General features: G+C 63.4%; 28 protein-coding genes. 9 read left to right on the top strand and 19 right to left on the bottom strand.

Annotated elements, in window-relative coordinates; all coding sequences use genetic code 11:
* Positions 1–38 precede the first annotated feature (38 nt).
* Genes ubiA through BBF93_RS06270 form a run of 3 tightly spaced genes read left to right on the top strand, consistent with a single transcriptional unit; the run spans position 39 to position 2,695 of the window.
* The gene (gene ubiA, locus BBF93_RS06280; RefSeq protein WP_114105340.1) at positions 39–1,178 is read left to right on the top strand and encodes a 4-hydroxybenzoate octaprenyltransferase; all 1,140 of its coding nucleotides are present in this window, start codon (positions 39–41) and stop codon (positions 1,176–1,178) included.
* 56 nt (positions 1,179–1,234) lie between these two features.
* A complete protein-coding gene (locus BBF93_RS06275) occupies positions 1,235–1,900 on the top strand; it encodes a DsbA family protein (protein WP_114105339.1) in 666 nt (221 codons plus the stop codon).
* A 6-nt stretch (positions 1,901–1,906) separates the two neighbouring features.
* Complete coding sequence (locus BBF93_RS06270; RefSeq protein WP_114105338.1) at positions 1,907–2,695, top strand: enoyl-CoA hydratase/isomerase family protein; 789 nt, start codon at positions 1,907–1,909, stop codon at positions 2,693–2,695.
* Here the strand turns inward: BBF93_RS06270 and BBF93_RS06265 are convergent.
* The 7 genes from BBF93_RS06265 to BBF93_RS06235 all read right to left on the bottom strand — a co-directional run bounded on the left by BBF93_RS06265 (position 2,692) and on the right by BBF93_RS06235 (position 8,994).
* Positions 2,692–4,488, bottom strand: a complete 1,797-nt coding sequence (locus tag BBF93_RS06265) for an ABC transporter ATP-binding protein (RefSeq protein ID WP_233349294.1) — start codon at positions 4,486–4,488, stop codon at positions 2,692–2,694. The two genes, BBF93_RS06270 and BBF93_RS06265, sit on opposite strands and share 4 nt — an antisense overlap.
* Complete coding sequence (locus BBF93_RS06260) at positions 4,469–5,587, bottom strand: inositol monophosphatase family protein (RefSeq protein ID WP_233349293.1); 1,119 nt, start codon at positions 5,585–5,587, stop codon at positions 4,469–4,471. The genes BBF93_RS06265 and BBF93_RS06260 overlap by 20 nt, the downstream gene beginning before the upstream one ends.
* On the bottom strand, positions 5,574–6,920 hold the full coding sequence (locus BBF93_RS06255) for a TldD/PmbA family protein (protein ID WP_114105336.1): 1,347 nt from the start codon (positions 6,918–6,920) through the stop codon (positions 5,574–5,576). The genes BBF93_RS06260 and BBF93_RS06255 overlap by 14 nt, the downstream gene beginning before the upstream one ends.
* 107 nt (positions 6,921–7,027) lie before the next feature.
* Entirely contained in the window at positions 7,028–7,414 is a 387-nt protein-coding gene (locus BBF93_RS06250; protein ID WP_162786432.1) for an MAPEG family protein, read from the bottom strand.
* 110 nt (positions 7,415–7,524) lie between these two features.
* Positions 7,525–7,800, bottom strand: coding sequence for a hypothetical protein (locus BBF93_RS06245; RefSeq protein WP_035599546.1), 276 nt, complete (start codon positions 7,798–7,800; stop codon positions 7,525–7,527).
* 122 nt (positions 7,801–7,922) lie between these two features.
* Positions 7,923–8,240 (bottom strand): hypothetical protein, encoded by a 318-nt coding sequence (locus tag BBF93_RS06240; protein ID WP_114105334.1) that lies wholly within the window; start codon positions 8,238–8,240, stop codon positions 7,923–7,925.
* 64 nt (positions 8,241–8,304) lie between these two features.
* Positions 8,305–8,994, bottom strand: coding sequence for a tyrosine-protein phosphatase (locus tag BBF93_RS06235; RefSeq protein ID WP_233349292.1), 690 nt, complete (start codon positions 8,992–8,994; stop codon positions 8,305–8,307).
* A 202-nt stretch (positions 8,995–9,196) separates the two neighbouring features.
* On the opposite strand from BBF93_RS06235, the gene BBF93_RS06230 reads away from it, so the two are divergent.
* From BBF93_RS06230 to BBF93_RS06220, 3 genes are read left to right on the top strand one after another with little or no spacing between them, the layout of a single operon-like run.
* Complete coding sequence (locus tag BBF93_RS06230) at positions 9,197–9,577, top strand: DUF6249 domain-containing protein (RefSeq protein WP_114105332.1); 381 nt, start codon at positions 9,197–9,199, stop codon at positions 9,575–9,577.
* 31 nt (positions 9,578–9,608) lie between these two features.
* Positions 9,609–10,145 carry an RNA polymerase sigma factor gene (locus BBF93_RS06225; RefSeq protein ID WP_035599412.1) on the top strand — a complete coding sequence of 179 codons (537 nt, stop codon included), beginning with the start codon at positions 9,609–9,611 and terminating at the stop codon, positions 10,143–10,145.
* A gap of 13 nt (positions 10,146–10,158) precedes the next feature.
* Positions 10,159–10,506: a hypothetical protein gene (locus BBF93_RS06220; RefSeq protein WP_035599409.1), complete on the top strand. Its 348-nt coding sequence runs from the start codon at positions 10,159–10,161 to the stop codon at positions 10,504–10,506.
* A gap of 73 nt (positions 10,507–10,579) precedes the next feature.
* On the opposite strand, the gene BBF93_RS06215 is transcribed toward BBF93_RS06220, so the two are convergent.
* The 4 genes from BBF93_RS06215 to BBF93_RS06200 all read right to left on the bottom strand — a co-directional run bounded on the left by BBF93_RS06215 (position 10,580) and on the right by BBF93_RS06200 (position 13,496).
* A complete protein-coding gene (locus BBF93_RS06215) occupies positions 10,580–11,260 on the bottom strand; it encodes a hypothetical protein (RefSeq protein ID WP_162786431.1) in 681 nt (226 codons plus the stop codon).
* A 151-nt stretch (positions 11,261–11,411) separates the two neighbouring features.
* Positions 11,412–11,987 carry a nucleoside triphosphate pyrophosphatase gene (locus BBF93_RS06210; RefSeq protein ID WP_114105329.1) on the bottom strand — a complete coding sequence of 192 codons (576 nt, stop codon included), beginning with the start codon at positions 11,985–11,987 and terminating at the stop codon, positions 11,412–11,414.
* A 6-nt stretch (positions 11,988–11,993) separates the two neighbouring features.
* Positions 11,994–12,212: a translation initiation factor IF-1 gene (gene infA / locus BBF93_RS06205; RefSeq protein ID WP_011646371.1), complete on the bottom strand. Its 219-nt coding sequence runs from the start codon at positions 12,210–12,212 to the stop codon at positions 11,994–11,996.
* Between the two features lie 111 nt (positions 12,213–12,323).
* Positions 12,324–13,496 (bottom strand): acyltransferase, encoded by a 1,173-nt coding sequence (locus BBF93_RS06200; RefSeq protein WP_114105328.1) that lies wholly within the window; start codon positions 13,494–13,496, stop codon positions 12,324–12,326.
* 186 nt (positions 13,497–13,682) lie between these two features.
* Here BBF93_RS06200 and BBF93_RS06195 point away from each other — a divergent pair, with 186 nt between their 5' ends.
* Positions 13,683–14,498: a LytTR family DNA-binding domain-containing protein gene (locus tag BBF93_RS06195; RefSeq protein WP_162786430.1), complete on the top strand. Its 816-nt coding sequence runs from the start codon at positions 13,683–13,685 to the stop codon at positions 14,496–14,498.
* A 4-nt stretch (positions 14,499–14,502) separates the two neighbouring features.
* Here the strand turns inward: BBF93_RS06195 and BBF93_RS06190 are convergent, their stop codons facing one another.
* Positions 14,503–15,411 (bottom strand): LysR family transcriptional regulator, encoded by a 909-nt coding sequence (locus BBF93_RS06190; protein WP_114105326.1) that lies wholly within the window; start codon positions 15,409–15,411, stop codon positions 14,503–14,505.
* 94 nt (positions 15,412–15,505) lie between these two features.
* Here BBF93_RS06190 and BBF93_RS06185 point away from each other — a divergent pair, with 94 nt between their 5' ends.
* A complete protein-coding gene (locus BBF93_RS06185) occupies positions 15,506–16,498 on the top strand; it encodes an NAD-dependent epimerase/dehydratase family protein (protein WP_114105325.1) in 993 nt (330 codons plus the stop codon).
* Here BBF93_RS06185 and BBF93_RS06180 read toward each other — a convergent pair.
* Entirely contained in the window at positions 16,465–16,953 is a 489-nt protein-coding gene (locus tag BBF93_RS06180; protein ID WP_035599396.1) for a UPF0262 family protein, read from the bottom strand. The genes BBF93_RS06185 and BBF93_RS06180 overlap by 34 nt on opposite strands.
* Before the next feature lie 3 nt (positions 16,954–16,956).
* Positions 16,957–18,255 carry a histidinol dehydrogenase gene (gene hisD, locus BBF93_RS06175; RefSeq protein ID WP_114107015.1) on the bottom strand — a complete coding sequence of 433 codons (1,299 nt, stop codon included), beginning with the start codon at positions 18,253–18,255 and terminating at the stop codon, positions 16,957–16,959.
* 263 nt (positions 18,256–18,518) lie between these two features.
* On the opposite strand from hisD, the gene BBF93_RS06170 reads away from it, so the two are divergent.
* Positions 18,519–20,750 carry a TonB-dependent receptor domain-containing protein gene (locus BBF93_RS06170; RefSeq protein WP_114105324.1) on the top strand — a complete coding sequence of 744 codons (2,232 nt, stop codon included), beginning with the start codon at positions 18,519–18,521 and terminating at the stop codon, positions 20,748–20,750.
* Positions 20,751–20,826: 76 nt separating this feature from the next.
* Here the strand turns inward: BBF93_RS06170 and phoB are convergent, their stop codons facing one another.
* The 5 genes from phoB to pstC are packed head-to-tail and all read right to left on the bottom strand — an operon-like array spanning position 20,827 to position 26,058.
* Positions 20,827–21,513: a phosphate regulon transcriptional regulator PhoB gene (gene phoB / locus BBF93_RS06165; protein ID WP_035599387.1), complete on the bottom strand. Its 687-nt coding sequence runs from the start codon at positions 21,511–21,513 to the stop codon at positions 20,827–20,829.
* Between the two features lie 34 nt (positions 21,514–21,547).
* Entirely contained in the window at positions 21,548–22,234 is a 687-nt protein-coding gene (gene phoU / locus BBF93_RS06160; RefSeq protein WP_035599381.1) for a phosphate signaling complex protein PhoU, read from the bottom strand.
* 11 nt (positions 22,235–22,245) lie between these two features.
* Positions 22,246–23,073, bottom strand: a complete 828-nt coding sequence (pstB, locus tag BBF93_RS06155; protein WP_114105323.1) for a phosphate ABC transporter ATP-binding protein PstB — start codon at positions 23,071–23,073, stop codon at positions 22,246–22,248.
* On the bottom strand, positions 23,073–24,650 hold the full coding sequence (gene pstA, locus BBF93_RS06150; protein ID WP_114105322.1) for a phosphate ABC transporter permease PstA: 1,578 nt from the start codon (positions 24,648–24,650) through the stop codon (positions 23,073–23,075). The genes pstB and pstA overlap by 1 nt, the downstream gene beginning before the upstream one ends.
* A complete protein-coding gene (gene pstC, locus BBF93_RS06145) occupies positions 24,643–26,058 on the bottom strand; it encodes a phosphate ABC transporter permease subunit PstC (RefSeq protein WP_114105321.1) in 1,416 nt (471 codons plus the stop codon). The genes pstA and pstC overlap by 8 nt, the downstream gene beginning before the upstream one ends.
* Positions 26,059–26,109 lie beyond the last annotated feature (51 nt).

Raw genomic sequence — 26,109 nt, 5'->3', positions numbered from 1 at the left:
CGTGCGAGTGCATTTCAGATGCTCTATATCTCACCCTGATGAGCACGCCGCAAACACCTGAAAACCCCGGGAATTTCGCTGTTCCCGCCGATTCCGCCCTCCCCGGATGGCTCGGAAGCCTGCCGAAAGCCTGGCAACCCTACGCCATGCTGGCGCGGCTGGACCGGCCGGTGGGCGTGTGGCTCCTGTTCCTGCCCTGCGTCATGGGCCTCGGCTTTGCCCGCTTCGGCACGGGGCTGCATCCCATCGATCTGCTCTGGATTGTCCTCTTCCTGATCGGCGCCATTGTCATGCGCGGGGCCGGCTGCACCTGGAACGACATCACCGACCAGGAGTTCGACGCCAAGGTTGCCCGCACCGCCGCCCGGCCGATCCCGTCTGGGGCGGTTTCAGTCAAGCAGGCTTACCTTTTCCTGCTGGCGCAGCTTGGTATCGGGTTCCTCGTCTGGCTCGCACTGCCCTGGGACGCGAAGATCACCGCCCTCCTCGCCCTGCCGCTGGTGGCCATCTACCCCTACACCAAGCGCGTTACCTGGTGGCCGCAAGCATGGCTCGGCCTCACCTTCAACTGGGGCGTTCTCGTCGGCGCGGCCACCGCCAGCGTCATCACCCCGCCCACCTACCTCCTCTATTTCGGCCTGGTCCTGTGGACGATTGCTTATGACACGATCTACGCCCTGCAGGACCGCGAAGACGACGCCCTGATCGGCGTGCGGTCCACGGCGCGCCTCTTCGGCCGGCAGGCCGTGCTGATTTCTTTCGGATTTCATCTGGGCGCCGCTGCCCTGATCGCACTGGCGGCCTATGCCCAGGGCGCCGGGCGGCTCGGCGCGGTGACAGCGCTCGCCTTCCTCGCCCATGGCGCCTGGCAGGCCATCACGCTGAAAACCAGGGGCGAGGAAAAAGCTCTCGCCATGTTCAAGGCCAATGTTCAGGCCGGCAGCATCGTGGCTATCGGTTTCCTGATCGCCGCCATGGTGCCGCAAAGCTCCGGCAGCCGTGTCTTTGCGGACCATGAAACCGTTCCGCCAGCCGTTGACATGCCGTTCGGCCTCAAGCCGGCGCAGCCTTCCGCCCCGCGTCATCCCTACACCTGGTTTGCCAGTGATCTGGAGAAAGCCCTGGCTGCAGAGGCGGAGAAGCGCGGAGACCCCGGCGCGCCCTCACCCGAGCAGTGACGCGGCCATATCCTGCGCTATAGTCCCACCAGCCCGCTGCCAGGAGGACACTGCCCATGACCGTCGCCATTGAAATGGTCTCAGACCTTGTCTGCCCCTGGTGCTGGCTGGGCCTGCGCCGCATTGAGGCCGCCATCGCGCGCACGCCGGACATCAAGGTGCAGCTGCTGTTCCGGCCCTATGAACTTGACCCGACCATTCCGGCAGCAGGCGTCAACTACAAGGAATACATGGGTAGCCGCGTCACCTCACCGGAGGGCAAGGAGCGGATGGCGATGATGCGCCAGGCGCTGGTGGATTATGGCAATGCCGAAGACATCCCCTACCGGTTCGACGCCATCACCCATCGCCCCAACAGCTTTGATGCCCACCGCCTCGTTCGCTGGGCGCAGGGCCAGGGCAAAGGCGCCGCCGCGAAGGAAGCCCTCTTCCGCGCCTATTTCAACGAAGCCCGGGACATTGGCAGCCATGATGTCCTCGTAGATGTGGCCCGATCGATTGATCTGGACCCGGACATTGTCGCCGACCTGCTGAAATCCGGAGCGGACGTCGAGGCGACCCGTCAGGAAGCAGACATGTTCCGCCAGATGGGCATTTCCGGTGTGCCCACCTATATCGCCAACCGGCGTGTCGCCGTGCAGGGCGCCGAAAGCGCGGAGAAGCTGGAACGTTTCATCCGGCACGCGGCCAGCCAGTTGCCTCAAGAACGCCCGGCAGGCTGATACACCATGGACCTTGTGCGAATTGAAACAGAAGGCCGCATCGCCACCGTGTCGTTCGACACTGGCTCAAAAGCGAACGCCCTCAGCCAGAAACTGATGCGTGAACTGACGGAATCAGCAAAGCGCTTTCACGGCGATCCGGCGATTTCTGCCGTCATTCTCACCGGCCGCGCCGATAACTTCACCCTTGGCGCTGATCTGAAAGATCCCGAAGGTGCGGATGCCCGCAAGCTCGGCTATTCGGAACGCCGCATCCGCCTGCGCAATGGGCCGGATATGTGCGCCGCCTGGGAACAGGTGGACGCGCTGACAATCTGCGCCATCGAAGGCTGGTGCGTCGGCGGCGGCGCTGCGCTCAGCGCATTCTGCGACCTGCGCGTTGCCTCTTCAGAGGCCACCTTTTACGTTCCCGAGGTCGAGCGCGGCATGAATATGAGCTGGGGCTCCATCCCCCGCTTCGTCGCGCTGGTCGGCCCGGCACGGACGAAGCGCATCGCGGGTCTCTGCGAAAAGATTGGCGCTGAGACAGCGCTGTCCTGGGGGCTCTATGATCATCTCGCCTCGCCCGGAAGCGCCCTGGCCAAGGCAAGGGAGATTGCGGCCTCAGCGGCAAAACTGCCGCCAACGGCGCTGAAGATGGTGAAGCAGGACGTGAACATCGCCGCCCTCGCACTGGCCCAGGCCACCGCACACCGCGATCTGGAGGCCTTTGCCCTCATGCAGCAGACGGATGATTTCCGTGAAGGCGTCAAAGCCTTCTTCGAGAAGCGCGATCCGGACTTTACCGGCGACTAGCTGAGCTGCAACTCCACCAGCCGGCGATAAGCGCCGCCGGCCGCCATCAGCGCGTCATGCGTGCCCTCTTCCACGGCGCGGCCATCTTCCATCACCACGATCCGGTCTGCCGCGCGCACGGTGGAGAGGCGGTGGGCAATGATCAGCACTGTGCGCCCCTTGCCGAATTCCGCCAGCGCGGCCTGCACCTTCGCTTCGCTTTCAGCGTCCAGCGCGGAGGTCGCCTCGTCCAGCAGCAGGATGGGCGCCCCGCGCAGGATGGCGCGGGCGAGCGCCACGCGCTGGCGCTGACCGCCCGAGAGATTGCGCCCCATCTCGCCGGCCGGCGCATCATATCCTCCCGGCAGCACACTGATGAAATCATGCGCATTGGCGGCCCGCGCCGCCGCCTCGATTTCGGCGCGCGAAGCGCCTATACGGCCAAGCGCAATATTGTTGGCGATGCTGTCATCAAAGAGAGCGGAGTCCTGCGCCACAAGACCCATCTGCGCGCGCAGGCTGGCGCCCGTCACATCGCGCACATCCACGCCGTCGACCGCCACGCTGCCTGCTGAGGCATCATAGAGCCGCATGAGCAGGTTGAAGACGGTAGACTTGCCTGCTCCGGACGCCCCCACGATCGCCACTGTCTCTCCCGGCTGGGCCGCAAAGCTAAGCCCCTTCAGCGCGACCGTCCCGTCCGGATAGGCAAAACGAACATCCCTGAACGCAATTTCCCCGCGAACACCGCTCAGCGTTTTTGCACCGGCGCGGTCTGCCACCTTGGGCGCTTCGTCGACGATCTCGAACACGCGGTCAGCGGCGGCGGCGCCTTCCTGCGCCACGGCGCTGATGCTGCCGAGGGCGCGCACTTCGGGCGCTGCAATCGCAATCGCCCCGATGAAGCCCAGCAGATCGCCCAGCGTGCTCTGCCCTTCTGAAATCCGCCAAGCCACGAAGCCGAGCAGCGCGGCGAGCGCAAAACCGCCGAACACTTCCAGCACGGGATCAACTCCTGCCCGCTTGGATAGAACCTTCAGGAAAAGGCTGGAGCGTTCAGCAAAGCCCTTGTTTGCTCGCGCCTTCTGCCAGTTCTCAAGCCCGTAAGCCTTCACAACACGGGCAGACTGCAACCCCTCCGTCAACAGAGAGGTTATCTCGCCTGTCTGTTCCTGCGCCCGTTTGGACCGTTTGCGCACGGAGTTTCCGAGCGAGACAACCGGGCCCAGCGCCAGCGGGTAAACCACCGCAATGATCAGGGCGAGTTGCCAGTCCTTCCAGAACAGCCAGACCAGAACGCCGATTATGGTCGTCAGGCTCTTGGCGAAGTTGTTGGCAAAGCGCAGCGCCGCCTCGCGGATGGCCACCACATCATTGATGAAGCGCGAAACGAACCCGCCCGACGCATCGCCTGCCACACGGGCAAAGTCTCCATCGGTGAGCGCATCATATTGAATGCTCTGCACACCCACGAGGCCGCGTTGAACGCCGGTATTGTTGAGCAGAGTCATGCCATACATGGACAAGGCGCGCGCGATCGTCAGCAGCACGATGGCGATGATGCCCGCCCATATCCATGCCAGCGGCGCGGCCTGGCCAGCGGCCTGCCGCTCGATGCCCGCCTGCAGGCCGTTGCCGACATAATCCAGCACGGCCACATAGCCGATGCTGCACACAGCAGAGATTACCGCCATCAGCGTGCCGCCGATGAACCACGCCTTCTGCGGCCAGAAATGCGCCTTGAACAGCCGCGTCAGCGAACGTTGCCGGGCAGCCTTTGGCGCAGGAGGCGTATCAGACGTGATGATGGTCACCCGTGGCGGGGTCCAGCAGCTTGTGGGCGTGCAAGATGAAATAGCGCATTTCGGCCTGGTCTACCGTGCGCTGCGCCGCTGCTTTCCAGGCGTCGTAGGCTTCCTGATAGTTGGGGAACGCACCAATGAAGTCGATCTGGGAAAGGTCTTCGAATTCAACGCCGGTCACATCCTTCAGCTCACCGCCGAAGACGATATGCAGCAATTGTTTGCCGGTGTTCGCACTATTCATCCGTTTTGGCTCCGTTGGGACAGGCAGGGGTTGGTCGGCTCGCGCCTGAGGGTCTGGGATTTTCACCACTTCTGCGCGGCGCACTAACAAAGGATGCAGCGCGTTTCCAGAGGCCACGACACTGCGCTGCGCGGGCACGGCCTGATTGAACACCAGCGGCTCCCCCAGATGCGTGGTTGCCCGCCCGCCTGCCTCAGTAACGAGCACGGCGCCGGCGGCCACGTCCCAGTCTGCCTTTTCGCCCAGAACCAGGGTTGCGTCCCAGTCCCCAGCGGCCACGAAGGCCATCCGCAGCAAGGTGGCATTCGGCTTGGGCCGGGCCAATTCAACGGTAGGCCACGGCTCCGGCCACGAAGGATGGGTCACCACGCCGTCATTGGCGATCAGGCGCAGCCCCTCCTCCTGCTTGCGTTGAGAGGCGCGCAGGACACAGCCATTGCGGAAGGCGCCGGCGCCCTTGCGGGCGGAATACATCTGGCCCAGCGCCGGCGCGTAGAGGACGCTCGCCACCGCTTCGCCGTCCTCCACAATGGCCAGCGCAATGCACCAGTGCGGATCGCCATTGATATAGGCGCGGGTGCCATCGATGGGATCGACCACCCAGACACGCGACTTTGCGCGTGCCGCCGGATCGTCCAGAGTTTCTTCGGAAAGCCAGCCATATTCGGGCCGCGCCGTCTGGAGCTGATTCAGGCAGAGCCGGTTGACGGCAAGGTCTGCTTCGGTGACGGGGCCTTTGCCGCCGGTCTTGTTCCAGGCTTCGGCGCCGCCTTTCAGCGTGTAAGAGAGGGCCAGATCGCCCGCCTCCTTGGCCAGCGCCAGCATCAGTTCAAGATCCTGCGTGAGGGTCCGATCAGCTGCCTGCAAGGTTCATGTCCTCAATGAGGATCGACGGTGCGTCGCGCGTCGAGCGCAGTTCAAGGTCATTCGCCGGGATCATCCGGGCAAACATTGACGGCAGGTCGCCGGCCACGGTCACCTCGGAGACAGGCCAGGCAATCTCCCCGCCCTCAATCCAGAAACCGGCCACACCCACCGAATAGTCACCGGTATTGGGGTTGATCGAGGGGCCGAACATGTCGGTCACGAGAAGGCCCTTGCCGATCTGCTTGGCCAGGGCGCCGGGGCTGTCCTTGCCGGGGCGCAGATACACGTTGGAGGTCGCCACGCCGGGCGGATCGCCGAAGCCGAGCGAAGCAAAGCCGTTGGACTGGAGGCCCAGCTGGCGCGCGGACGGCAGGTTCAGCAGCCAGGTCGTCAGCTTGCCGTCTTCGATGAGATGGGTTTCAGCCACGGGAAGGCCTTCGCCATCATGCACGCGGCTACCCATGCCGAGGGGGCGGAACGGGTCGTCCGTGATGTAGATGCCCTTGGCAAATACCTGATCGCCGAGGCGATTTTTCAGGAAACTGACCCCACGGGCAATGGAAGGGCCGGAAATGGCGCCGAGCAGCGCGCCAATCAGGCTGTCAGACACGCGGCGGTCAAAGATGACGGCGGCTTTCTGGGTTTCGATCTTGCGGGCGCCGAGGCGGGCAATAGTGCGCTCGCCAGCTGTCTTGCCGATCTCTTCCGCGCTGGGGCGGTCTTTGGTGAAGCGGACCGACCAGCTGTCATAGTCCCGCTCCATCTGGCCGTTCTTTTCGGCAACGGCAGAGAGGCCGAGGCTGGTGGAGGTGCCGGTCTTGTAAGCGCGGAAGCCGTTGGTAGCGGCGACCCAGCGGGCAGAGCGGTTCCAGGAGGCGCCGCAGCCGGCCACCGTCTTCACGCCGGGAATGGCGAGGGCGGCGGCTTCTGCAGTAATTGCTTCACGTTCCAGGGTTTCAGCGGAGATCTCCGGCTCTCCGGAAAGGTCCAGATCCGCCGCGCCGGTGATGAGTTCTTCAGGGGTGGCAAGGCCACAGAATTTATCTTCGGGAACGGCTCTGGCCATGGCAACGCAGCGTTCGGCGAGAGCCTTGAGGCCGTCGCGGCTGAGATCGGCGCCGGAGACGCTGGCCTGGCGCTTGCCGAAGAAGCAGCGCAGGGCGATGCTGGCGCTCTCTTCACGTTCGATGCTCTCGAGCTTGCCATCGCGCACGGAAACGCTGACGCCATCGGCGGTTCCGAGGCGGGCATCGGCAGCATCGGCCCCGGCCCTGCGGCACTGGTCGAGCAGATCGGAGAGGGTTTTTTCGGGGGAAATTTCGGAATCAGCCATCTTGCGTAAATGGACCGCACCGGGCCTGGGTGCAACAGGCCCGATGCGCACCGGGGACGGTCAGGTCCGGTCACCTGATGGACAAATCCGGACAGCCGCGGACAAAATCAGGACAGCCCGAGCCAGATCACGGCCACACCGGAGGCCAGCATGCCCAGCCAGGTAAGCACCATGCCAAGCGCCCGCGGCGCCATGATATTGCCCGACAGGCCGATGCCGTGCAGCACCCGGCCGAAGGTGAAAACTCCGCCGATGGCATGAACGGCCCAGAGCGGCGCGCCGAGGCTGGCCGCGATGAACAGACCGAGCATGGTGGCCGGAATGTATTCGGACGCATTGCCGTGGGCCCGCACGCGAACTTCCAGATCAGCATCCCCGCCTGTGCCGAGGGAGACCTGCGCCGACCGGCGGCGGCCAACCACCCGGAAGGACAGGAACAATAGAATGAGAATGTTGACGCCAGAATAGATGGCAGCCGCAGCGATGGGTGTCATGACCCGTATTCCTCCCGGTTGGTGGTATCGATTGTTATGAAAATGCCGCCAGGTGGCGACACCTGACGGCATATGATCCTGAGTCTGGCCGGTTGTGACCAGGGCCGCGTTTACATATCGCGGCGGGCGTCCGGCAGGCGGTCGTTGATGTCGTCGCGGATGTCCAGCAGCGTGACGATCAGGCCGCAGATGAGACTGGCCGCAACCCAGCCGCCAAAGGCGAAGACTGCAAAATCAGCCAACTGGGCCAGGCCACCCGACAGGCCCAGCAATTCGTTCGTGAACTCGCCCTTCTGGTAAATGCCGAGGGCAATGCCACCGATGATGATGGAGATATAAGCGACATACACCATCGTTCGGAAGCTGTTGATAATAATGAACTTCATGGACATCCCCTTCCTGTTTCAGTCCCATTCTAGGCTGAACGCGCCGTCGCGTCACCTTAACCAGCGCCTGCCACACTCGGCTGCTCCGTCAGGGGACGCAAGCCGGACACGCAGCAATGCCCTTATTCAGCCGGCTCCCCGGTCAGGGAACAGGCAAACATGTCGCCGAGAACCGAGGAGAAGGACAGCTGTTCCTGCACGGTCAGCTCGCCCACGAAGGTCATCATGTCCTTCTTGTCCCGGCCAACGGCCTGCGCCGTCTTCTTAAAGAGTTCTGGCGACAGATTCTTTTCCATTGCGGTGGTGATGCAGCCGCAGGTCGCTTCGGACTCCCCGTCTGCCACACAGGCGTCCACCAGAACCTTGTGATCGCTTGGCCCGGCAAGGCCGCAGCCGGCAAGCGCCAACGCTGCAATGGCGGCAACGATTCCCGCTTTCATGTCGGAAGACTCCCTCGATCCCTCAGAGCGATGTGCTGGCATGAATCCCGGGCGCTGGAAAGCGCTATTCCCGGTGGAGGATCTCGTCGAGTTTTGGTCCCTTACCCAGTTTCTGAAGGAATTCGGCCTTGACCGCGGCCCGGTCGTAATCCTCCGCCACCCAGTCCAGGAAGGGCTTCCAGTCTTCGCGCGGCCGGCCGGCATTGAAAGCGGCATAGGCCTCGAAGAAGGCGTCCAGCACGCCGGTCTTGCCGTGGCGGATGTGCAGATAGCGCCCGGAAAGCTGTTCCATCGCCTCCTCGTACGGCACCGTCTCGCGCAGCAGCTTGTAGAGAACGGCCATGATACCGGCCCGGTCTGCGCCGGATTTGCAGTGCATCAGGGCCGGATAGCGGATGCGCTCAAACAGGTCGCGCGCCGCGAAGACCTTCTCCGCCGTCGGCGGCTCCCGCGAGAACATCTGGAAGTCGATGAGGTCGATGCCCGCCTGCTCGCAGGCCTCCTTTTCCAGGAGGTAAAACCCCTTGGTGGTGGGGCCGCGAAGGTTGAGGATCGTCTTGATGCCCCGCTCCTGCGCGTGGGCGATCACCTGCTTGGGAGAGGGCTGATTGGCCCGCCACATCTCCGGCGAGATCTGGTGAAGGTTTGAAAACCACACCCGCAGGAAGCCATGATCGCCCAGATACAGCTCCCGCCCCGCGCGGGCACGGCCTTCGCGGGTAGCGAGGTCTGGCGCAATATGAGGCTTGCGCATGCTTTTGGGGGTAATCTTGACCATCTCATCCCGCGCTTAGGCTGCACCGGCCTTCGGGGCAAGAGATGGGGGCATTCTCCCCAGCCTGAAGTTTTTTTCACAGGCCCTGCATCTGAAATCCGCAGTGGCAGCATCTTACGGGCAGATACGCCGGTAATCACGCTGGCGCCGCAACAGAAAAGCCTCTCCGGAGCATCAGGAAATGGATATGGAAGACGTCATCGTCCCGGTAGTTCTCTTTCTTTCACCCGCGTTGATTGTGTGGATTGTCAGCCACTTCAACGCCCGCAAGCGCAACACCGTTCATGAAACACTGCGCCTTGCCATCGACAAGGGACAGGCCCTGTCGCCTGAGATGATGGACAAGATGTCCCTGCTGACCGACCCGGTGCGCGCCGACCTTCGCCGGGGCGTCCTGTTCCTGGCTTTCGGGGCCGCCTTTGCGGTGCTCGCCGGGCTGATCGGCGCCGAAGAAAGAGATGCCCTCACCCCAATGCTGGGCGTGGCTACCTTCCCCATCTTCATCGGTATCGCTTACATTGGCCTCTGGGCATTTGGCCGTGACAAGACCCCGGCCGAGTAATCTCAGGCTGGTGGCGTCCGGAGGACGGGATATGCGATCAGACCCCGATCTCGCCCATGCGGCGGCCAAGGGCAGCGAAGCCGCCTTCGCCGAACTTGTCCGCCGCCATCAGGCAAGGGTGCGCGGCATGGCCCGCCGCCTGACGGGATCGGAGGCGCAAGGGGACGACATTGCCCAGATGACCTTCCTGGCAGCCTGGCAGAAACTCGGCACCTATGCCGGCGGCACGTTCAGCGCCTGGATCTGTACCATCTGCTGGCGGGAATTCCTGCAATGGCGCCGCCGCCAGAAGATTGAGATCGAGTTTGACGAGACCGCGGAGATCATCCCGTTTGACCGGCCATTCGAGCGGTCTGCCAATGAAGCGGAAAACCGCATGGATCTTGCCCGGGCTCTCGACAGCCTGACCGAAGCCCAGAGGGTGTGTGTGGTGCTGTGTGTTGCCGCCGGGCTTTCCCATCGCGAAGCGGCCGAAGCCACCGGTTGGCCGCTTGGCACCGTGAAGTCCCATGTTTTGCGAGGCGTTGCCCAACTGCGGACGTGCCTTGCCAGTGCCGATGTGGCATAATGGAGTGATGACGATGCGTGACGAAGAAAACTATGGCGACCTCGCCCGCCTGTTTGCCGCCGAAGACGCGCAGCTGGAAGCAGCGCCGTTTACTGCCGGTGTTATGAAGGGCATTCGCCGCCAGGCGATGATCCGCCGGCTGACCGTTGGCGCCTTCGGTTTTGTGGGCGCGGTGATTGCCTTGCTGCAACTGCCAGAGCTTCTCTCGGCCTTTGTGGGGGTGGATCATACCGTGACTTCCGCCCTCGCCCTTGCCCGGACGGAGATCAGCCAGGCGGCGGCCAGCAATCCCATGTGGCTGGCGGTTATCCTCGGCGCGGCGCTGTCCATGGCGGCAGTGTCGATGACTGAGCGGACGTGAGCCTTCAGCGACTACGAACAAAAAAGGCCGGCTCTGACGAGCCGGCCTCTCTTCAATCCAACTTCAACGACTATCAGTAGTCGGTAGCAGCCGGATCTTCGATGGACGTTTCATCTTCCATCATCATGTCGTTTTCCGGGGTCATGTAGGTTTCGGACTCGTAGGTTTCCGTTTCCAGCGAGGTGTCGGCCTCCGGCGTCACGAAGCTGTCTTCTTCAGCCGTGTAGTCCATGTCGCCCTGACCTTCCGGAGCGTAGGCCGGATCAACAGCCGAACCGTCAGCCGTCACCCAAACATCGGCTTCTGCGTCCAGCGCCTCAATTTCGGTGCTCACGTCGTTGACCTTGGCCAACATCACGGAGTTGAGATCGTCGGTCGAATATTCTTCCGGAAGCTCTGCTTCATCCACCGATGCTTCCAGCGAGACATCAGCGTCGCCAATTTCGGCCGTCACGACCGGCTCACTGTCGAAATCGGCATAGTTTTGATCGTCTTCCTGCGGAACATCCGCCTGCATGGTCGGCTCGGCATCCGGCGTCACGGGCGGGACTTCTTCAGCCATGTCCGGCTCCGGCGGAAGCTCTTCAGGCAGAGCTTCCGTCTGCGGCTCAAATTCCGACATCGGGTCGGACGCTTCCGGCATCGTCGGGTCTGCCGGGATAGAATCCGGAACCTGCGGATCAATGGTAGATTGGGCGAAGGCTGGCGAAGCCATAAGGGCAACGGCGGCGCAGCTGGCGAGAAGTGTTTTCATCACGGGCTCCATCGACAAGAGCGGGATTGCTCATCAGATGAAAAAGAAAGCCCGTGGGCCCGAAATGGTTCCGCCAGACCGGAATTAATCCGCTGTCAGGCTTGTGGCGAAAACGGGGCAGACAATGCCTTCCGGCGCAGACGCTGCAGGATCAGGCGCGATAACCAAGCCCTTCGAGCAGCGATTTTGTTTCATAAAGGGGAAGGCCGACAATGGCCGTGTAGCTGCCATTGATGGATGTGACGAAGGCGCCGGCAGCTCCCTGGATGCCATAACCGCCCGCCTTGCCCTTCCAGTCGCCGCCGGCGACATAGGCGGCGATCTCAGCTTGCGCGAGGCGTTTCATCTTTACACGGGCAAGCACGGCGCGGCTGGCGATGCGGCCATCGGGGGCGCGCACGGCAACCCCGGTGATACACTGATGTGCGCGGCCGGAGAGGAGGCGCAGGAAGGCGGCGGCCTCTGCCTCGTCAGCCGCCTTTTCCAAATTGCGCTGGCCGAGGGCCACAACCGTATCGGCGGCGAGCACATAGGCGCCCTCGCCTGGACACGCCGCGGCCTTTTCGCGCGCGAGGCGCAGGGCCAGCTCGCGCGGAGATTCGTCCTTGCGGCGCGTCTCGTCGATGTCAGTGGGGGAGACCCGATCCGGCACAATGCCGATCTGGGCGAGGAGTTCGAGACGCCGCGGGCTCGCGCTGGCGAGAATGAGCGGCGCGCTGCCCGGCATGGCGGCTTACTTGAAGCGGTAGGTGATACGGCCCTTGGTCAGGTCGTAGGGGGTCATTTCCACCATCACCTTGTCGCCGGTGAGCACGCGGATGCGGTTCTTGCGCATCTTGCCGGCGGTGTGGGCGATGATCTCATGGTCGTTCTCGAGCTTCACCCGGAACGTGGCGTTCGGCAGCAGTTCGACGACCGTGCCTTCAAATTCAATCAGTTCTTCTTTTGACATTCTCTATCCAGATCTGAGGCGGCGGCGATCGCGCCGCTTTTTCCACGCATCACTAGCCGCGCGCCATACAGCTTTCAGCAGATTCCAGCAAGCGAAGAGGGCATGGGGGCCTCAGGCCGCCCCCGAAGCCCCTTTTCCGCTGGGCAGACCGATCCAGATGCGCAGCGGCGGAAGACGGCGGCCAAGGTCATAAAATAGCCAGCAGCCAAGCGCGGTGGCGCCGATGAGAAGCGGTGCTTCCACCCACACCGGAAGGCCGAGTTCATCCAGATAGTGGCCCGACACCACGGTGACCGTCTGATGGATCAGGTAGAAGGGAAAGATCGCCTGCGAGAGCGTGCGCCGGAGCGGCGTGTCCCGCGTCCGGAAGTGATGGTGGAAGAAGCCGATGACGCTGAGGATGGCGGCCCAGGCCTGTGCTTCGCGGATGCCGCGGGAGAGAATGCGCAGGGCTTCGGGCGGCGGGGCATCGCTGGCCGTATAGGTGCGGTAATAGACCTGAAGCCCGGCCCAGGCCGCCACGGTGAGCGCCAGCATGGGCCAGCGCAGGCGCACCGCCGCGTCAAAAAAGGGCTGATGCTTGGCAATGCCGAAGCCGAGCAGGAAAACACCCATGTAGAGGGTGTGGAGATACCAATCCTGCCGGAAGTCATGGCTTTCGCCGAACAGGGGAAACAGGAAAACGCGGGTAGCGAACAGGAAGGCCCAGGGGGTCAGGAAGATGCCCGGCCCGGCAAGGAGCCCGGAGACCGCCCTTGCCGGAATGCGGCGCAGCAGCGGCAGGAGCGGGATCAGGGCCAGCGTGTAGAGGATGAGATAGGCCACAAACCACATGTGATTATAGGTGGGCGTGACGATGCAGCCTTCTGCGTCGCACCAGTTGCCCGAGGCGGTGATATAACGGCGATAGAAATCGCCGAGCCAGACATCCTGAGGCAACCCATTTTCCTGAACGTGTTCAAGCACTTCGTAGTAAGTCTGCGGCGGCACGATGATAAGTACGGCCAGGATCAGCGGCGGCCAGAGCCGCCCCATCCGCGCCTTCAGGAAGCTGCCGGCGGCCATCTTGTCGGCCATGAAGCGGGTAGCCGCGCCGGAGATGAGGAAGAGGAGCGTCAGCCGCCAGGGATTGGCCAGCCGCATCAACGGCTCGATCAACGACCCGGCATGGCTGGATTTCACATGCCAGCCCCAGCTCACATAGAACATGCCGCAATGGTAAAGGATGAGGATGGCGAAGGCCGCGATGCGCAGCCAGTCGAGGTCGTATCGGCGCTGGGTCATGCCGGAACTCCGTGAGGGATCTGAACTGAGCGCCTTCTTGCGCCGCCCCTGTACCGGCGCTACGCAAATGCCTCGAAACGGCGCTCCAGTGGGACGAACGGAGGGGCATCTGTGACAACTGGCAGACAATCCGGGGCAAGTGGCAGGCCTAGGTTTCGCATCGGCCCCTGGGCCAGCATCGCGCTGGTGACCATTCCAGTCGTTTTGGTGAACGCCACGTCCGACCTGATCGAGATGCAGCGCTCTGGCCTGACGGTTCACATGGTGGAGCCGTTTATCTGGGAGATCACCAGCGCAGCGGTGCTGGTACTGATGGCGCCGCTGGTGGGGTGGGCGGTGAAGCGCTGGCCGCTGCTGGGGCCGAGGCTGCCGCTGGCGCTGCTGATCCATGCCGGGCTGAGCGTGCCTTTTTCGCTGGCGCATGTGGGCGCCATGGTGCCCGCGCGGGAGGCGGCCTATGCGGTGCTGGGCTGGCCGTACGACTTTTTCAGCGGTGGCCTCTGGGTGACGCTGCTCTATGAGTGGCGCAAAGACCTTATTACTTATGGAATCTTTGTGGGCGTTTACACCGCCTATGCCTGGTGGGCGGCGCGCGAGGCGGCCCCTGCTCCCGATGCCTCTCGCGGGCCGGAGCGTATCGAAGTGAAGGCGGGCGGGCGGACGCTGTTCCTGCTGCCCGGCGAAATCCTGTGGCTGGAAGCGGCGGGAAACTATGTGACGCTGCACACGGCCGGAGGCAGCCATCTGCTGCGCGCGACACTGGCAGACTGGGGAAAACGCCTGTCAGCCCGTGACAGCGCAAGGACAAATCCGGACATTTCCGGACAGATCGAGACAAGCCCGGACGCAAAACCGGACTTTGTGCGCATCCACCGGTCCCGGATCGTCAACCGCCACCACATCCGCGAAACGCGCACAACGAGTTCGGGCGATTTCGAACTGACCCTCTCCAATGGCGCCATGCTGACCGGCAGCCGGAGGTTCCGCAGCGGGTTGGGGTGAGCGTTCAGTCTGGGCATTCCTGATCCCGGATATACTGGCTCATCGCCTCAACGAGATGATCAAAGGTGGCCTTCATGCGGGCGACGCCTTTGAGTTCCTCATGCATGGTAACCCAGGTTTCAAGGGCAAACGAAAACTCATCAGGAACCAGACGCACCATGTTACCGGCGCTCCGGGCGAGCCCCACCTGGCAGACGCCGATGCCTGCGCCCGCCAGCGCCAGCTTGAGTTGGACCAGATCACTGTCAGAGCGCCAGGCAAAATCCGCACGGTCCAGCGTCAGCCCCATGGCGCGCAGGGCCTGTACACTGACCGTTTCATGATCAAAGCCGATCAGGGCATGGCCGGCCATATCTTCCAGGCTATTCAGGGTTCCGTGACGGGCCAGATAATCCCGGTGGGCGAAGAGGCCGAGTTCCACATCGCCCACCTTTCGCGCCAGCAGCGCGGCCTGCTGGGGCCGTACCATACGGATGGCGATGTCTGCGTCGCGGCGGAGCAGGTCGCTCGACTGGTTGGTGGCAATGATTTCAAAGCTGAGGCCGGGATGGGCTTCGCGCAGCGGCGCCAGCATTCCTGGCAGCAATTCCATGCCGACCACCTCGCTGGCCGAAATACGCACCGCGCCGGTCACCTCACTCAAGGGACCAGAGGCGGCCCGGACCATGGCGGCGGCAGAGGCCGCAATCGTGCGCGCATAGGGCTCAATCATCCGCGCTTTGTCTGTCGGTATGAGACCCCGCGGAGAACGGGTAAACAGCGGGCCTCCCAGCGAGACCTCAAGCTGATCGATGTGCCGGGAGAGCGTCGGCTGAGTGAGAGACAGGCGGCGAGCGGCACGCGAAAGGCTGCCCTCCTCCAGAACGGCGAGGAAAGAGCGGATATGATCCCAGGGTGCCGCAGACGAGTTCATGTATATACGTATATCTGATCCATTTATTATAGCAATTTCGTTTATCCCTACCCTACGCCACCTTTGCCTCACCCAAGAGCAAGGAGATGGGACCATGAAGGACGAAAAGCGGGCGCTGGTACTCGGGGTGACCGGCGGGGCTGGATACGAGATCGCGCGGGCGCTGATCCAGCGCGGCTGGCAGGTGCGGGCCATGGCGCGCAGGCCCGTTCCGGCCCGCCTGCCGCAAGCCGAATGGGTGGTGGGCGATGCGCTGAATGCGGCAGATGTTGCCGCCGCCGCAATCGGCGCCGATGTGATCGTGCATGGCGTGAACCCGCCGGGTTACAAGGATTGGGCAAAGCTGGTGCTGCCCATGCTGGAAAACACGGTGGCGGCGGCAAAGGTTTCCGGCGCCCGGATTTTCCTTCCGGGTACGATCTATAATTATGGCCGGGATGCCCTGCCGCTGCTGACAGAAGACGCGCCTCAGCGGCCGCATACCCGCAAGGGGCGTATCCGTGTGCAGATGGAACAGCGGCTGGAGGCGGCCACACAGGAAGGCGTGCGGACGCTGATCCTGCGCGCGGGAGATTTCTTCGGCGCTTCCGCCGGAAACTCGTGGTTTTCGCAAGGCATGGTGACGCCGGGCAAGCCGGTGACGAAGATCACCTATCCGGGCAAGCGGGACGCAGGCCATGCCTGGGCGTATCTGCCCGACTATGGCCAGGCCGCCGCTGCCCTGCTGGACCGTGAGGCAGAGCTTACCGCTTTCGAACGGTTTCATTTCCGCGGTCATTATTTTGCGCGCGGCGTAGCCTTTGCCGAAGCTGTGCGCGCGGCCAATGGCGGAAAGGCAAAGATCGCTGCGATGCCCTGGCCTGCCCTGGTCCTGCTGTCGCCTTTTGTGCGTATCTTCCGGGAACTCGCCGAGATGCGGTATCTGTGGGAAGAGACGGCGGAACTGGACAATACCAGGCTCGTTTCATTTCTCGGCCATGAGCCGCATACGGACATCATGGACGCCCTCAGCTGGACACTGGCCGCGATGGGTTGCTTTCCGGAGGCGGCCGATCACGCCCCCGGCGCGCGGCCCTGGCCGGCGTGAAGGGCGCAGATGAGGGTGAAGAGGCGGCGGGCTGTCTGGAAGTCGATGTCGATCTTGCCTTCCAGACGCTCTTTCAGAAGCTCCGAGCCTTCATTGTGGATGCCGCGCCGGGCCATGTCGATGGCTTCGATCTGGTGGGGCGTGCTCGTGCGGATGGCTTCGTAATAGCTGTCGCAGATGGTGAAATAGTCCCGGATCACGCCGCGAAACGGTGAGAGGGAGAGAATGAAGGTGTGCACTTCCTCGCCGGGCTCGGTCTTGATGGCGAAGACGAGGCGGCGCTCATGCTGGCTGAGCGCGAGGACGTAGGGCCCGCGATCCTCGCCGATGACGCCGAAGGTGTTTTCCTCGATCAGGTCAAAAATAGCGACGCGGCGCTCATGCTCCGCGTCCGGGCCGGAGGCGCCGAGCGTGTCTTCGTCAATATGGACGGCGACGAGCCGGTTGGCGCCCATGGATCAGCCGCCCTGATTTGTTCGTATGGAAACGGAGCGGCCATGCGCCGGGAGGCGCTCGGCTTCGGCGAGGCGCAGGGCGGCAGGCGCCAGCGCGGCGAGGCCTTGTGGTCCTGCGCGCTGGATGCTCATCCGCTTCACAAAGTCATACAGTCCGAGGCCGGAGGAAAAGCGCGCGGCGCGGCTGGTCGGCAGGACGTGGTTGGAGCCGGTGACATAATCGCCGAGCGCCTCGGGCGTGTGGTGGCCAAGGAAGACCGCGCCGGCATGGCGGATCAGCGGCAGCATCGCGTCAGGATCTTCGATGCAGAGCTCGACATGCTCGGCGGCGATGATGTTGGCAGCAAAGGCGGCGGTGGCGGCGTCCGGCGCAGTGATGACGGCGCCGTGGGCGAGCCAGGCCTCGCGGGCCCGCTCACCCGTGGGCAGGGAATTCAACTGGTTATCCACAGCCTTCTCAACAGCCGCGCCGAGGGCGACGTCCAGCGTGATGAGGATCGACTGGCTGGAGGGATCATGCTCGGCCTGGCTGAGCAGGTCTGCGGCCACCCAGTCCGGATTTGCTGTGGCGTCAGCGATCACGAGGATTTCGGAAGGGCCGGCGATGGTGTCGATACCGACCTTGCCGAACACCTGGCGCTTGGCCTCGGCGACGAAGGCGTTGCCGGGTCCGACGATCTTGTCCACAGGCGCGATGGGACCGGCGCCATAGGCGAGCGCGGCGACGGCCTGCGCCCCGCCGATGGGGTAAAACTCGGTGGCGCCCGCCTTCAGCGCTGCATAGGCGACGGCCGGGGCGAGTTCGCCATCGGGCGCCGGGGCGACCATGACGATGCGCTCCACGCCTGCGATGCGCGCGGGCACGATATTCATCAGCACGGATGAGGGGTAGCTCGCCCGGCCGCCGGGAACGTAGACGCCGACCGAGTCCAGCGCGGTCCAGCGCCAGCCGAGTTCGACCCCGGCGCTATCAGTGAAGCGATGGTCTGCCGGGCGCTGGGCAGTGTGGTAGGCGGCGATACGGTCATGCGCGAAATCGATGGCCTCGCGCAGGTCTGCGGGGCACTCGGCGGCGATGAGGTCGAGGTTTACATTGTCCGACTGCAGGGTCGAGGGATCGAGCTGCAGACGGTCAAACTTCGCGGTGTAGTCAGCCACAGCTGCCCCGCCCCGCTGGCGTACATCCTTGATGATAGCAGCAACGATGCCGGCAACGTCTTCGCCCTGGCCACGGTCTTCGTCGAGGAAATGGCGCAGGGCCTCCTCGAAACCGGGCTCAGATGCGTTCAGATGACGGGCCATCAGGGGGCTTTCCATGGCATTTAACAGCCCCGCTACATGGACCGTGCGATAGCCGCTGGCAAGACGGCGAAAGGCGCCTGCGCGCAGCAAGAAGCCGTACGCGGCAGAGGCCGAGCCGCCCGCCCCGCCGGGGCGCTTCCAAAGCGAGGCGGGAGCGCATCAGTCAGGCGGCAAATTGTGACAGCGCGACACAAATGCGATTGATTTGCACAATCATTCGCGGTTAGGAGCAACCAACATTCCGGCCAGAGGGAGCCCCGCCAGTGCAATTTGCCGACGAGAACCGACCGACCGACCACATATTCCGCCGCGCGCGCCTGCTGACGGGCGCAGCTCTGATGGCACTGGGGCTGGCCCTGCCGGCCGCCGCTGAAACTGTAGAGGAGAGCGAAGCCGAGCGCGCGGTAAGGGTGCTCGATACTGTCACCGTGATCGGCAATATCGAAGATCCGCAATCGACCTATGGCTCTGCCTATACGCTTACCGAGCGGGAGCTGGAGAAGTTCGAATCAAGCAACGTCAACTCGGTGCTGCGCGCCGTTCCGGGCGTTTATGTGCGCGATGAGGACGGGCTCGGCGCTTTCCCGCGGATCGGCATCCGCGCCTCCTCTTCCGGCCGCAGCGACCGGATCCTGGTGCTGGAAGACGGCGTGCCCGCCGCGATGGCACCTTACGCCAACACGTCGGCCTATTTCTTCCCCAACATCTCGCGGATGCGCAGCGTGGAAGTGCTGAAAGGCCCTGAGACCCTGCTCTACGGGCCCCAGACGGTGACCGGTGTGGTGAACCTTCTGGCAACGGCGATCCCCGAGGAGCGCGCCGGATTTGTGCGCGCCGAGTTTGGCGAGAACAATACCGGCCGCGTCCATGCCTGGTATGGCGATCAGGTGGGCCAGGTCGGCTTCCTGGTGGAGACCTTCCAGAGCACGACCGACGGCTTCCAGAAGATCGACCGCTCTGCCCGCTCAGCCGGAAACGAGATCGAGGAATACATTCTGCGCCTGCAATGGGAAGGGACGCGCCAGCGGCTGGAGTTCAAGGGCCAGTACAATGACGAAACCCATGACGTGTCGTATCTGGGCCTGACGGACGCCGACTTCAAAGCCAATCCGGACCGCCGCTATGGCCTCTCCGAGCTGGAGCAGATGAACCGGGGCCGCACGGGGTTCAGCCTGCATCACGAGTTTGACCTCACCGACGCATGGGCGCTGAAATCCACCGCCTACTGGACCGACACGGAGCGTCACTACCGGCGTCTCAACCAGATCAACGGCGTGAACATCGGCAGCGTGGCCGACACGATCAACACTGGCGGGACGAACGCCGCGCTGCTGCAGGGGATCCTCGATGGCACCGCCAACACAACCCATCCCAATGGCGTGCGCTACGGCAATAACTTCCAGGAGTTCACCTCGCAGGGCATCCAGACCCAGCTTGAGGGCGAGTTCCAGACCGGTGCTTTCAGCCACAACCTGACATTCGGCGTGCGCCGCCACGAAGACGAAACCCGTAATGTGGCCAGTGCCAACAATGAGTTCTACCAGCAGGTCAACGGCGCGCTGGTGTTCCAGGGCCTTGGCACGCCGAACATCAACAAGGGCGAGGCAGAGGCCTGGTCTGTCTGGCTGGGCGACCGCATCTCGTATGGCAATTGGAGCTTCCTGCCAGTCATCCGCTATGAAGACATCAAAACGGTTGGCAACGTGCTGAACCCGGCGCCGCGCAACAGCCTGACCAACACCTCCGTTGGCCTCGGCGTGAACTATGCCGTCAACGCAAACTGGACCCTTCTGGCAGGCGCCTATGAAGGCTTTGCTCCACCCGGATCGAGCGCGGCCGAAGGCACCAAAGGCGAAGAGAGCGTCAACTACGAAGCCGGTGTGCGCTACCGCAATGGCACCGTTGGCGTCGATGCGATCGCCTTCCTCAGCGACTATGACAACGCGCTGCGCCTCTGCCTTGTGGCCAACCCCTGCCCCGGCGGGATCGTGGATGGCTCGACGCTGCAGAGCGGCGCGAAGGAAGTTTACGGCCTGGAACTGGGCGCGTTTGCCACGCTCTTCCAGAACGAAAGCTTCTCCATTCCGGCGCGCCTCTCCTACACCTACACCGATGGCGAATACACACGGGCCGCCGACACGGCAGGCGGCGTTCTGGCGGGCGACACGCTGGACTATACCCCGCCGCATACCGGCGTGCTGCAATTCGGTATCGAGCATCAGGGCGGCTGGGATGTCTATGCGGCGCTGAACTATACCGACGAGACCTGCACCACGACGACCTGCGACCGGTTTGGCATTGACGACACCTATCTGCGGACGGAAAGTCTGTTCACGGTGGACCTGTCGGCCTCCTATGACATCAGCGATGTGGTGGAAGTTTACACCAAGGTGGACAATGTGTTCGACGAGCGCGCCATCATGCATCGCGGCGCAGACGGCGCCCGTGGCAACCCGGGCCGCTATGTGGGCGTTGGCATCCGCCTGAACTTCTGAGAGTTCGGATACACGGCAGGAATCAAAAGCGGGGCGGAAACGCCCCGCTTCTTTTTGTGTCCGGTCTTACAGAAAATCAGTCCGCGCGAAGAGCGTAGCCGGCAGAGCGGACGGTCCGGATCGGATCGTCTCCCCCGGCCTGACGGAGGGCCTTGCGCAGACGGCCGACATGTACATCCACCGTGCGCGCCTCGACATAAACGTCCGAGCCCCAGACGGTATCGAGAAGCTGTTCGCGCGAGAAGACGCGGCCAGGATGCTGCATGAAATAATCAAGCAGACGGAATTCCGTCGGACCGAGGTGGATATCCTCGCCATTGCGGGAGACGCGATGGGCCACCCGGTCGATCTCGATATCACCGACGGTGATCCGGTCTTCCTTGAGGCCGGGCCGGATGCGGCGGAGCACGGCGCGGACGCGGGCCATCAGCTCTGTCGTCGAGAAGGGCTTGGTGACGTAATCGTCCGCCCCCGTATCAAGCCCGCGGATGCGGTCGCTCTCCTCGCCGCGCGCGGTGAGCATGATGATCGGAAGGTTCGGATTGACGCCGGTGGCGCGGACGCGGCGGCAGATTTCGATGCCGCTCACCTTAGGCAGCATCCAGTCCAGCAGCAGCAGGTCGGGCGCCCGCTCGTCGATCATCATCAGCGCTTCTTCACCATCGGCGGCGATGGCGACTTCATAATCCTCTCGCTTGAGGTTGTAGAGCAGCAGCTCGGAGACGGCGCTTTCGTCTTCTGCGACAAGCACGTAGGGTTTCATCGTTGGGCTCCGTAATCTGTTTGAGCGAAATTCGTCAAACCTGGTCCAGCTTCGGCCGGTCCATGGCTGACAGGTATTCCCCCACGGCCTGGTAGTAGACGAATTCGGCCACGTTGGTGCAGTGGTCGCCGATCCGTTCCAGGTTCTTCGCTATAAAGAGCATATGTGCCCCGGCACTGATGCGGCGGGGATCTTCGATGAGATAGGTGACCATTTCACGGAACACCGCATTGTAGTGCTGGTCGATGTCGTCATCGCTGGACCAGACATTCTTGGCCAGGACGGCATTGCCGGAGGCATACGCGTCGAGCACTTCGTTGAGCTGGCGGGCCACCGGGCGCGACATGCGCAGGATGGCGTTGCGCATCTCCATGCTGACATGATCGTCAAGGCGCAGGGCGCGCTTTGCGATATTCTTCGACAGGTCGCCAATCCGCTCCAGCTCGTTGGAAATCTTCAGTGCCGAGAGGATCATCCGCAGGTCATGCCCCATCGGCTGGCGGCGCGCGATGAGGCTGACGATCTGTTTTTCCACCTCAGCTTCGATGGCATCGACCTGCGGGTCGCGGGCGATCACCTCCTTGGCGAGCACGGGATCATTGGCGCTGAGCGCCCGGCAGGAGTCAGTGATCATCGTTTCCACGATGCCACCCATGCGCATGATGTCCGAGGAGAGCTTGTCCAGCTCATCAGAATAGGCAGAGACGATATGATCCGACATATGTTCCTCCCTCAGCCGAACCGGCCGGTGATATAGTCTTCGGTGCGCTTTTCGCGGGGGTTTGTGAAGATCTGTTCTGTCTCGCCCATCTCGATCAAGTTGCCGAGGTGGAAGAAGGCGGTACGCTGGCTGACGCGGGCAGCCTGCTGCATGGAGTGGGTGACGATGACGATGCAGTAGCGCTTGCGCAGCTCGTCAATCAATTCCTCGATGCGGGCGGTGGCCACGGGATCAAGCGCCGAGCAAGGCTCATCCATCAGGATGACTTCCGGGCGCACGGCAATGGCGCGCGCGATGCAGAGACGCTGCTGCTGGCCGCCCGACAGGCTGGTGCCGGGCGCCTGGAGGCGGTCCTTCACCTCATCCCACAGGCCGGCGCGGCGGAGGGATTTCTCGACGATGGCGTCCAGGTCTTCCCGACTGGTGGCAAGGCCATGGATGCGGGGGCCGTAGGCGATGTTGTCGTAAATCGATTTCGGAAAGGGGTTCGGCTTCTGGAACACCATGCCGACACGTGAGCGAAGCAGCACGGCATCAATCGAGGGATCGTTGATGTCCTGCCCGTCCATCAGGATCTGCCCTTCGACGCGGCAGTTCTCGATGGTGTCGTTCATGCGGTTGAGGCAGCGCAGGAAGGTGGACTTGCCGCAGCCCGAGGGACCGATGAGCGCCGTGACGGCCCGGTCCGGAAAGGACATGGATACGCCATGGATGGCCTGGGTGGCGCCATAGAACACCTTGATGTCCCGGCAATCGATCCGCGGGGCGGCGGCCGGGGGCGCATCGGCAGCGGGGGCCAGCACGGAACCGGCGGCCTGTGGTGTGTGATCGGTATCCATTACCATCTCCGCTCGTACTTTCGTCTCAAGAATACCACCAACCCGTTCATCAGCAAAAGAACAGCAAGGAGGACAACAATCATCGCCGAGGTCATCGGTTCCCAGGCGCGCTCTGCGTTGTTTGCCCAGGTGAAGATCAGCACCGGCATGACGGTGGATTCGTCGGTGGGCCCGGTTGGCACATCGCCGACGAAGGCGACCATGCCGATCAGCAGCAGCGGGGCAGTTTCCCCCAGCGCGCGGGCCATGCCGAGGATGGCGCCGGTGAGAATGCCGGGCGCTGCCAGCGGCACAACATGGTGGAACACCGTCTGCATCTGCGACGCGCCGATGGCCAGCGCGCCCGAGCGCACCGAAGGCGGCACGGCCTTCAGCGCCGCGCGCGAGGCGATGATCACCACGGGGAACGTCATCAGCGCCAGCACAAGACCGCCAACCAGCGGGGCCGAGCGCGGCATGCCGAGGAAGTTGATATAAACCGCCGCGCCGAGCAGACCGAACACAATGGACGGCACAGCGGCGAGGTTATTGATGTTGACCTCGATGAAATCGGTCAGGCGGTTCTTCGGGGCAAACTCTTCCAGATAGACAGCAGCCAGAATACCGATCGGGATGGCGACAAGCGCGGTAACCAGCATCGTGAACAGCGAACCGACGAGCGCCGCAAGGCCGCCGGCAAGTTCGGGATAGGTGGAGTCCGAGTTGGTCAGCAGGCTCCAGCGCGGCACGCGGGAGATGCGACCCATCTCTTTCAGGGCGAGCGTCCAGGCAATCTGCTGATCGGACACCACGCGCTGGGCTTCGGGCAGAGCGATGAGACGGGCGGTCGCCGGGCTATTGCGGAAGGCGTCGAGCGAACCGGTGAGGAGTTCGAGGCGGGCTGTGCCGGCCTGAACGTCGCGCAGGCGGCCGGTGGCCCCGCCCGCGGTGAGCAGAATTGAGCCCTCATCCATGCTGACGCCATCGGACTGAAGCGATGTCAGCGCCGTGAGGATCGGAGTGAACGCGCCCTGCCCTTCGAGGCCAGCGAAGCCGTCCTCCTGCGCGGTGACAGCCGTGATGGCTCCGATGCGCACCCGGCGCTCCGGAAAGGCCTGGCCCTTCAGATAGAGATCAAGGTCGTCATTGAGCGGCGCGGTGAGCGTGATGTCGTTGCCCACCATCTCGGGCCGGGACGCGACCTTACGCGCAGTCGGCAAGACGGCCAGGCGGGTGATAAATTCGGAAACGGCGGTGCGGCTGGTGCGGTCACGGTCCGCCTCCGGGACGGTTGCCAGGAGGTTGTCGCGGGCCAGCTCCCAGAAGCCATCCACATTGCGGGCGATGTCCTCGGGCGATGTTTCGCCTGGCGGTGTGATGACAGCCGGATCCAGCGTGATGTCATAGCGCACGACATGGTAGGTCGCCGCAGAGACTGCCTGCGAGCCGATGGACAGGACCAGCAGCAGCAGCGCGCCCAAAGCCAGGAAAATGGCGCCGAGCCCGTAGTAACGGAAGCGCACATCAGCGGCGCGGCGGCGCTTGAGGCGCTTGAGCGCTTCAGGCGTGGAGAAAGCGGAGGCGGCCGGATCAGTCATACTTTTCCCGGTATTTCTGGACGACGCGCAGGGCGATCACGTTGAAGAGCAGCGTTACGGCGAAGAGAACGAGGCCGAGCGCAAAGGCGGAGAGTGTCTTGGGATCGTCAAAGCCGGTTTCGCCGGTCATCAGGGAGACGATCTGGACGGTGATGGTGGTGAGGTCAGAGGTCGGGTCCATCGAGATGCGGGCGCTCTTGCCGGCCGCCATCACGACGATCATCGTTTCGCCAATGGCGCGGGAAACCGCCAGCAACAGCGCGGCGATGATGCCCGGAAGCGCTGCAGGCACGACCACATTGCGGACCGTTTCGGACTTGGTGGCGCCCAAGGCATAGGCGCCGTCGCGCAGGGTTTGCGGCACGGCGTTGATCACGTCATCCGACAGCGATGAGACGAACGGAATGACCATGATGCCCATGACGAGACCAGCCGCGAGCGCGCTGGTGGGCTGGGCGGCCAGCAGCGGCTCGCTGGTGAGGCCGACATTGATCAGCGTCTCGTTGATCCAGAGCGCGATGGATCGCACGGCCGGCGCGACGACCAGCAGCGCGAAGAAACCGTACACCACCGTCGGGATACCGGCGAGGATTTCGAGGATCGGCTTGATCCAAGCGCGTGCTTTGGGCCCGGCATATTCGGAGAGGTAGATCGCGGAGAAGAGGCCGATGGGCGCGGCCACGAACATGGCGATCAGGGCGATCATGAACGTGCCGAAGAACAGCGGCAGGGCGCCGAACTCCGCTTCGGTCTGCGCATTCCAGCGGGTGCCGAAGAGAAAATCCCAGATCGGGATGACGCTGAAGAACTGGATGCTCTCATAGAGGAGCGAGATGACAATGCCGGCGGTGGTGGCGATGGCGACGACCGCGCAGAGGAACAGCACGCCTTCCATACCCCGCTCGACCAGCGAGCGGGCCCGGAAGCTGGCGGCGAGGCGGCGGCGGGCGAACAGAAGCCCCAGGAAGGCGCTGATCCCCATCACGGCCAGCACGCCAATGTTGAGGCCGCCGATGATCTCCAGATAACGATTGGTGACCGCCGTGAAGACGAGATCGGTTCCGGCATAATCGGAAGAACGGGCGGCCAGAGACACCGAGTCGAGATAGGTTTGCAGCTCCGGTGCGGAGAGCAGGTCAAAGGCGGGTGGCAGTTCGCTCGTCAGTTGGCCGCGGGCAAAAGGCTCGGCGCCCAGTGCGTAGGCCAGCGCCACCAGAACCGCCGGAACGACAGCCCACATGGCAACGAAATAGCCATGATAATTCGGCCGGGAATGCAGCGCCGGCGCGCCGGAAAGCAGAATGCGCTCGGCGCCGATACGGCCGACAAAAAACGCTACAGACGCAAAGACCGCAATCAGAGCGATCAGTAGCCAGCCCATGGGCAAGTGACCGAGCTGCTGAAGCATGAACTTCCTTCCGGGGGTGATCCGGTGCCCCAAATAGAAGAAGGCCGCGAC

It is taken from the genome of Hyphomonas sp. CACIAM 19H1, assembly GCF_003325995.1.
In the GTDB taxonomy this organism is placed as follows: domain Bacteria; phylum Pseudomonadota; class Alphaproteobacteria; order Caulobacterales; family Hyphomonadaceae; genus Hyphomonas; species Hyphomonas polymorpha.
Note: the sequence above shows the minus strand (reverse complement) of the source record. Positions and strands in the feature narration are given on the sequence as shown.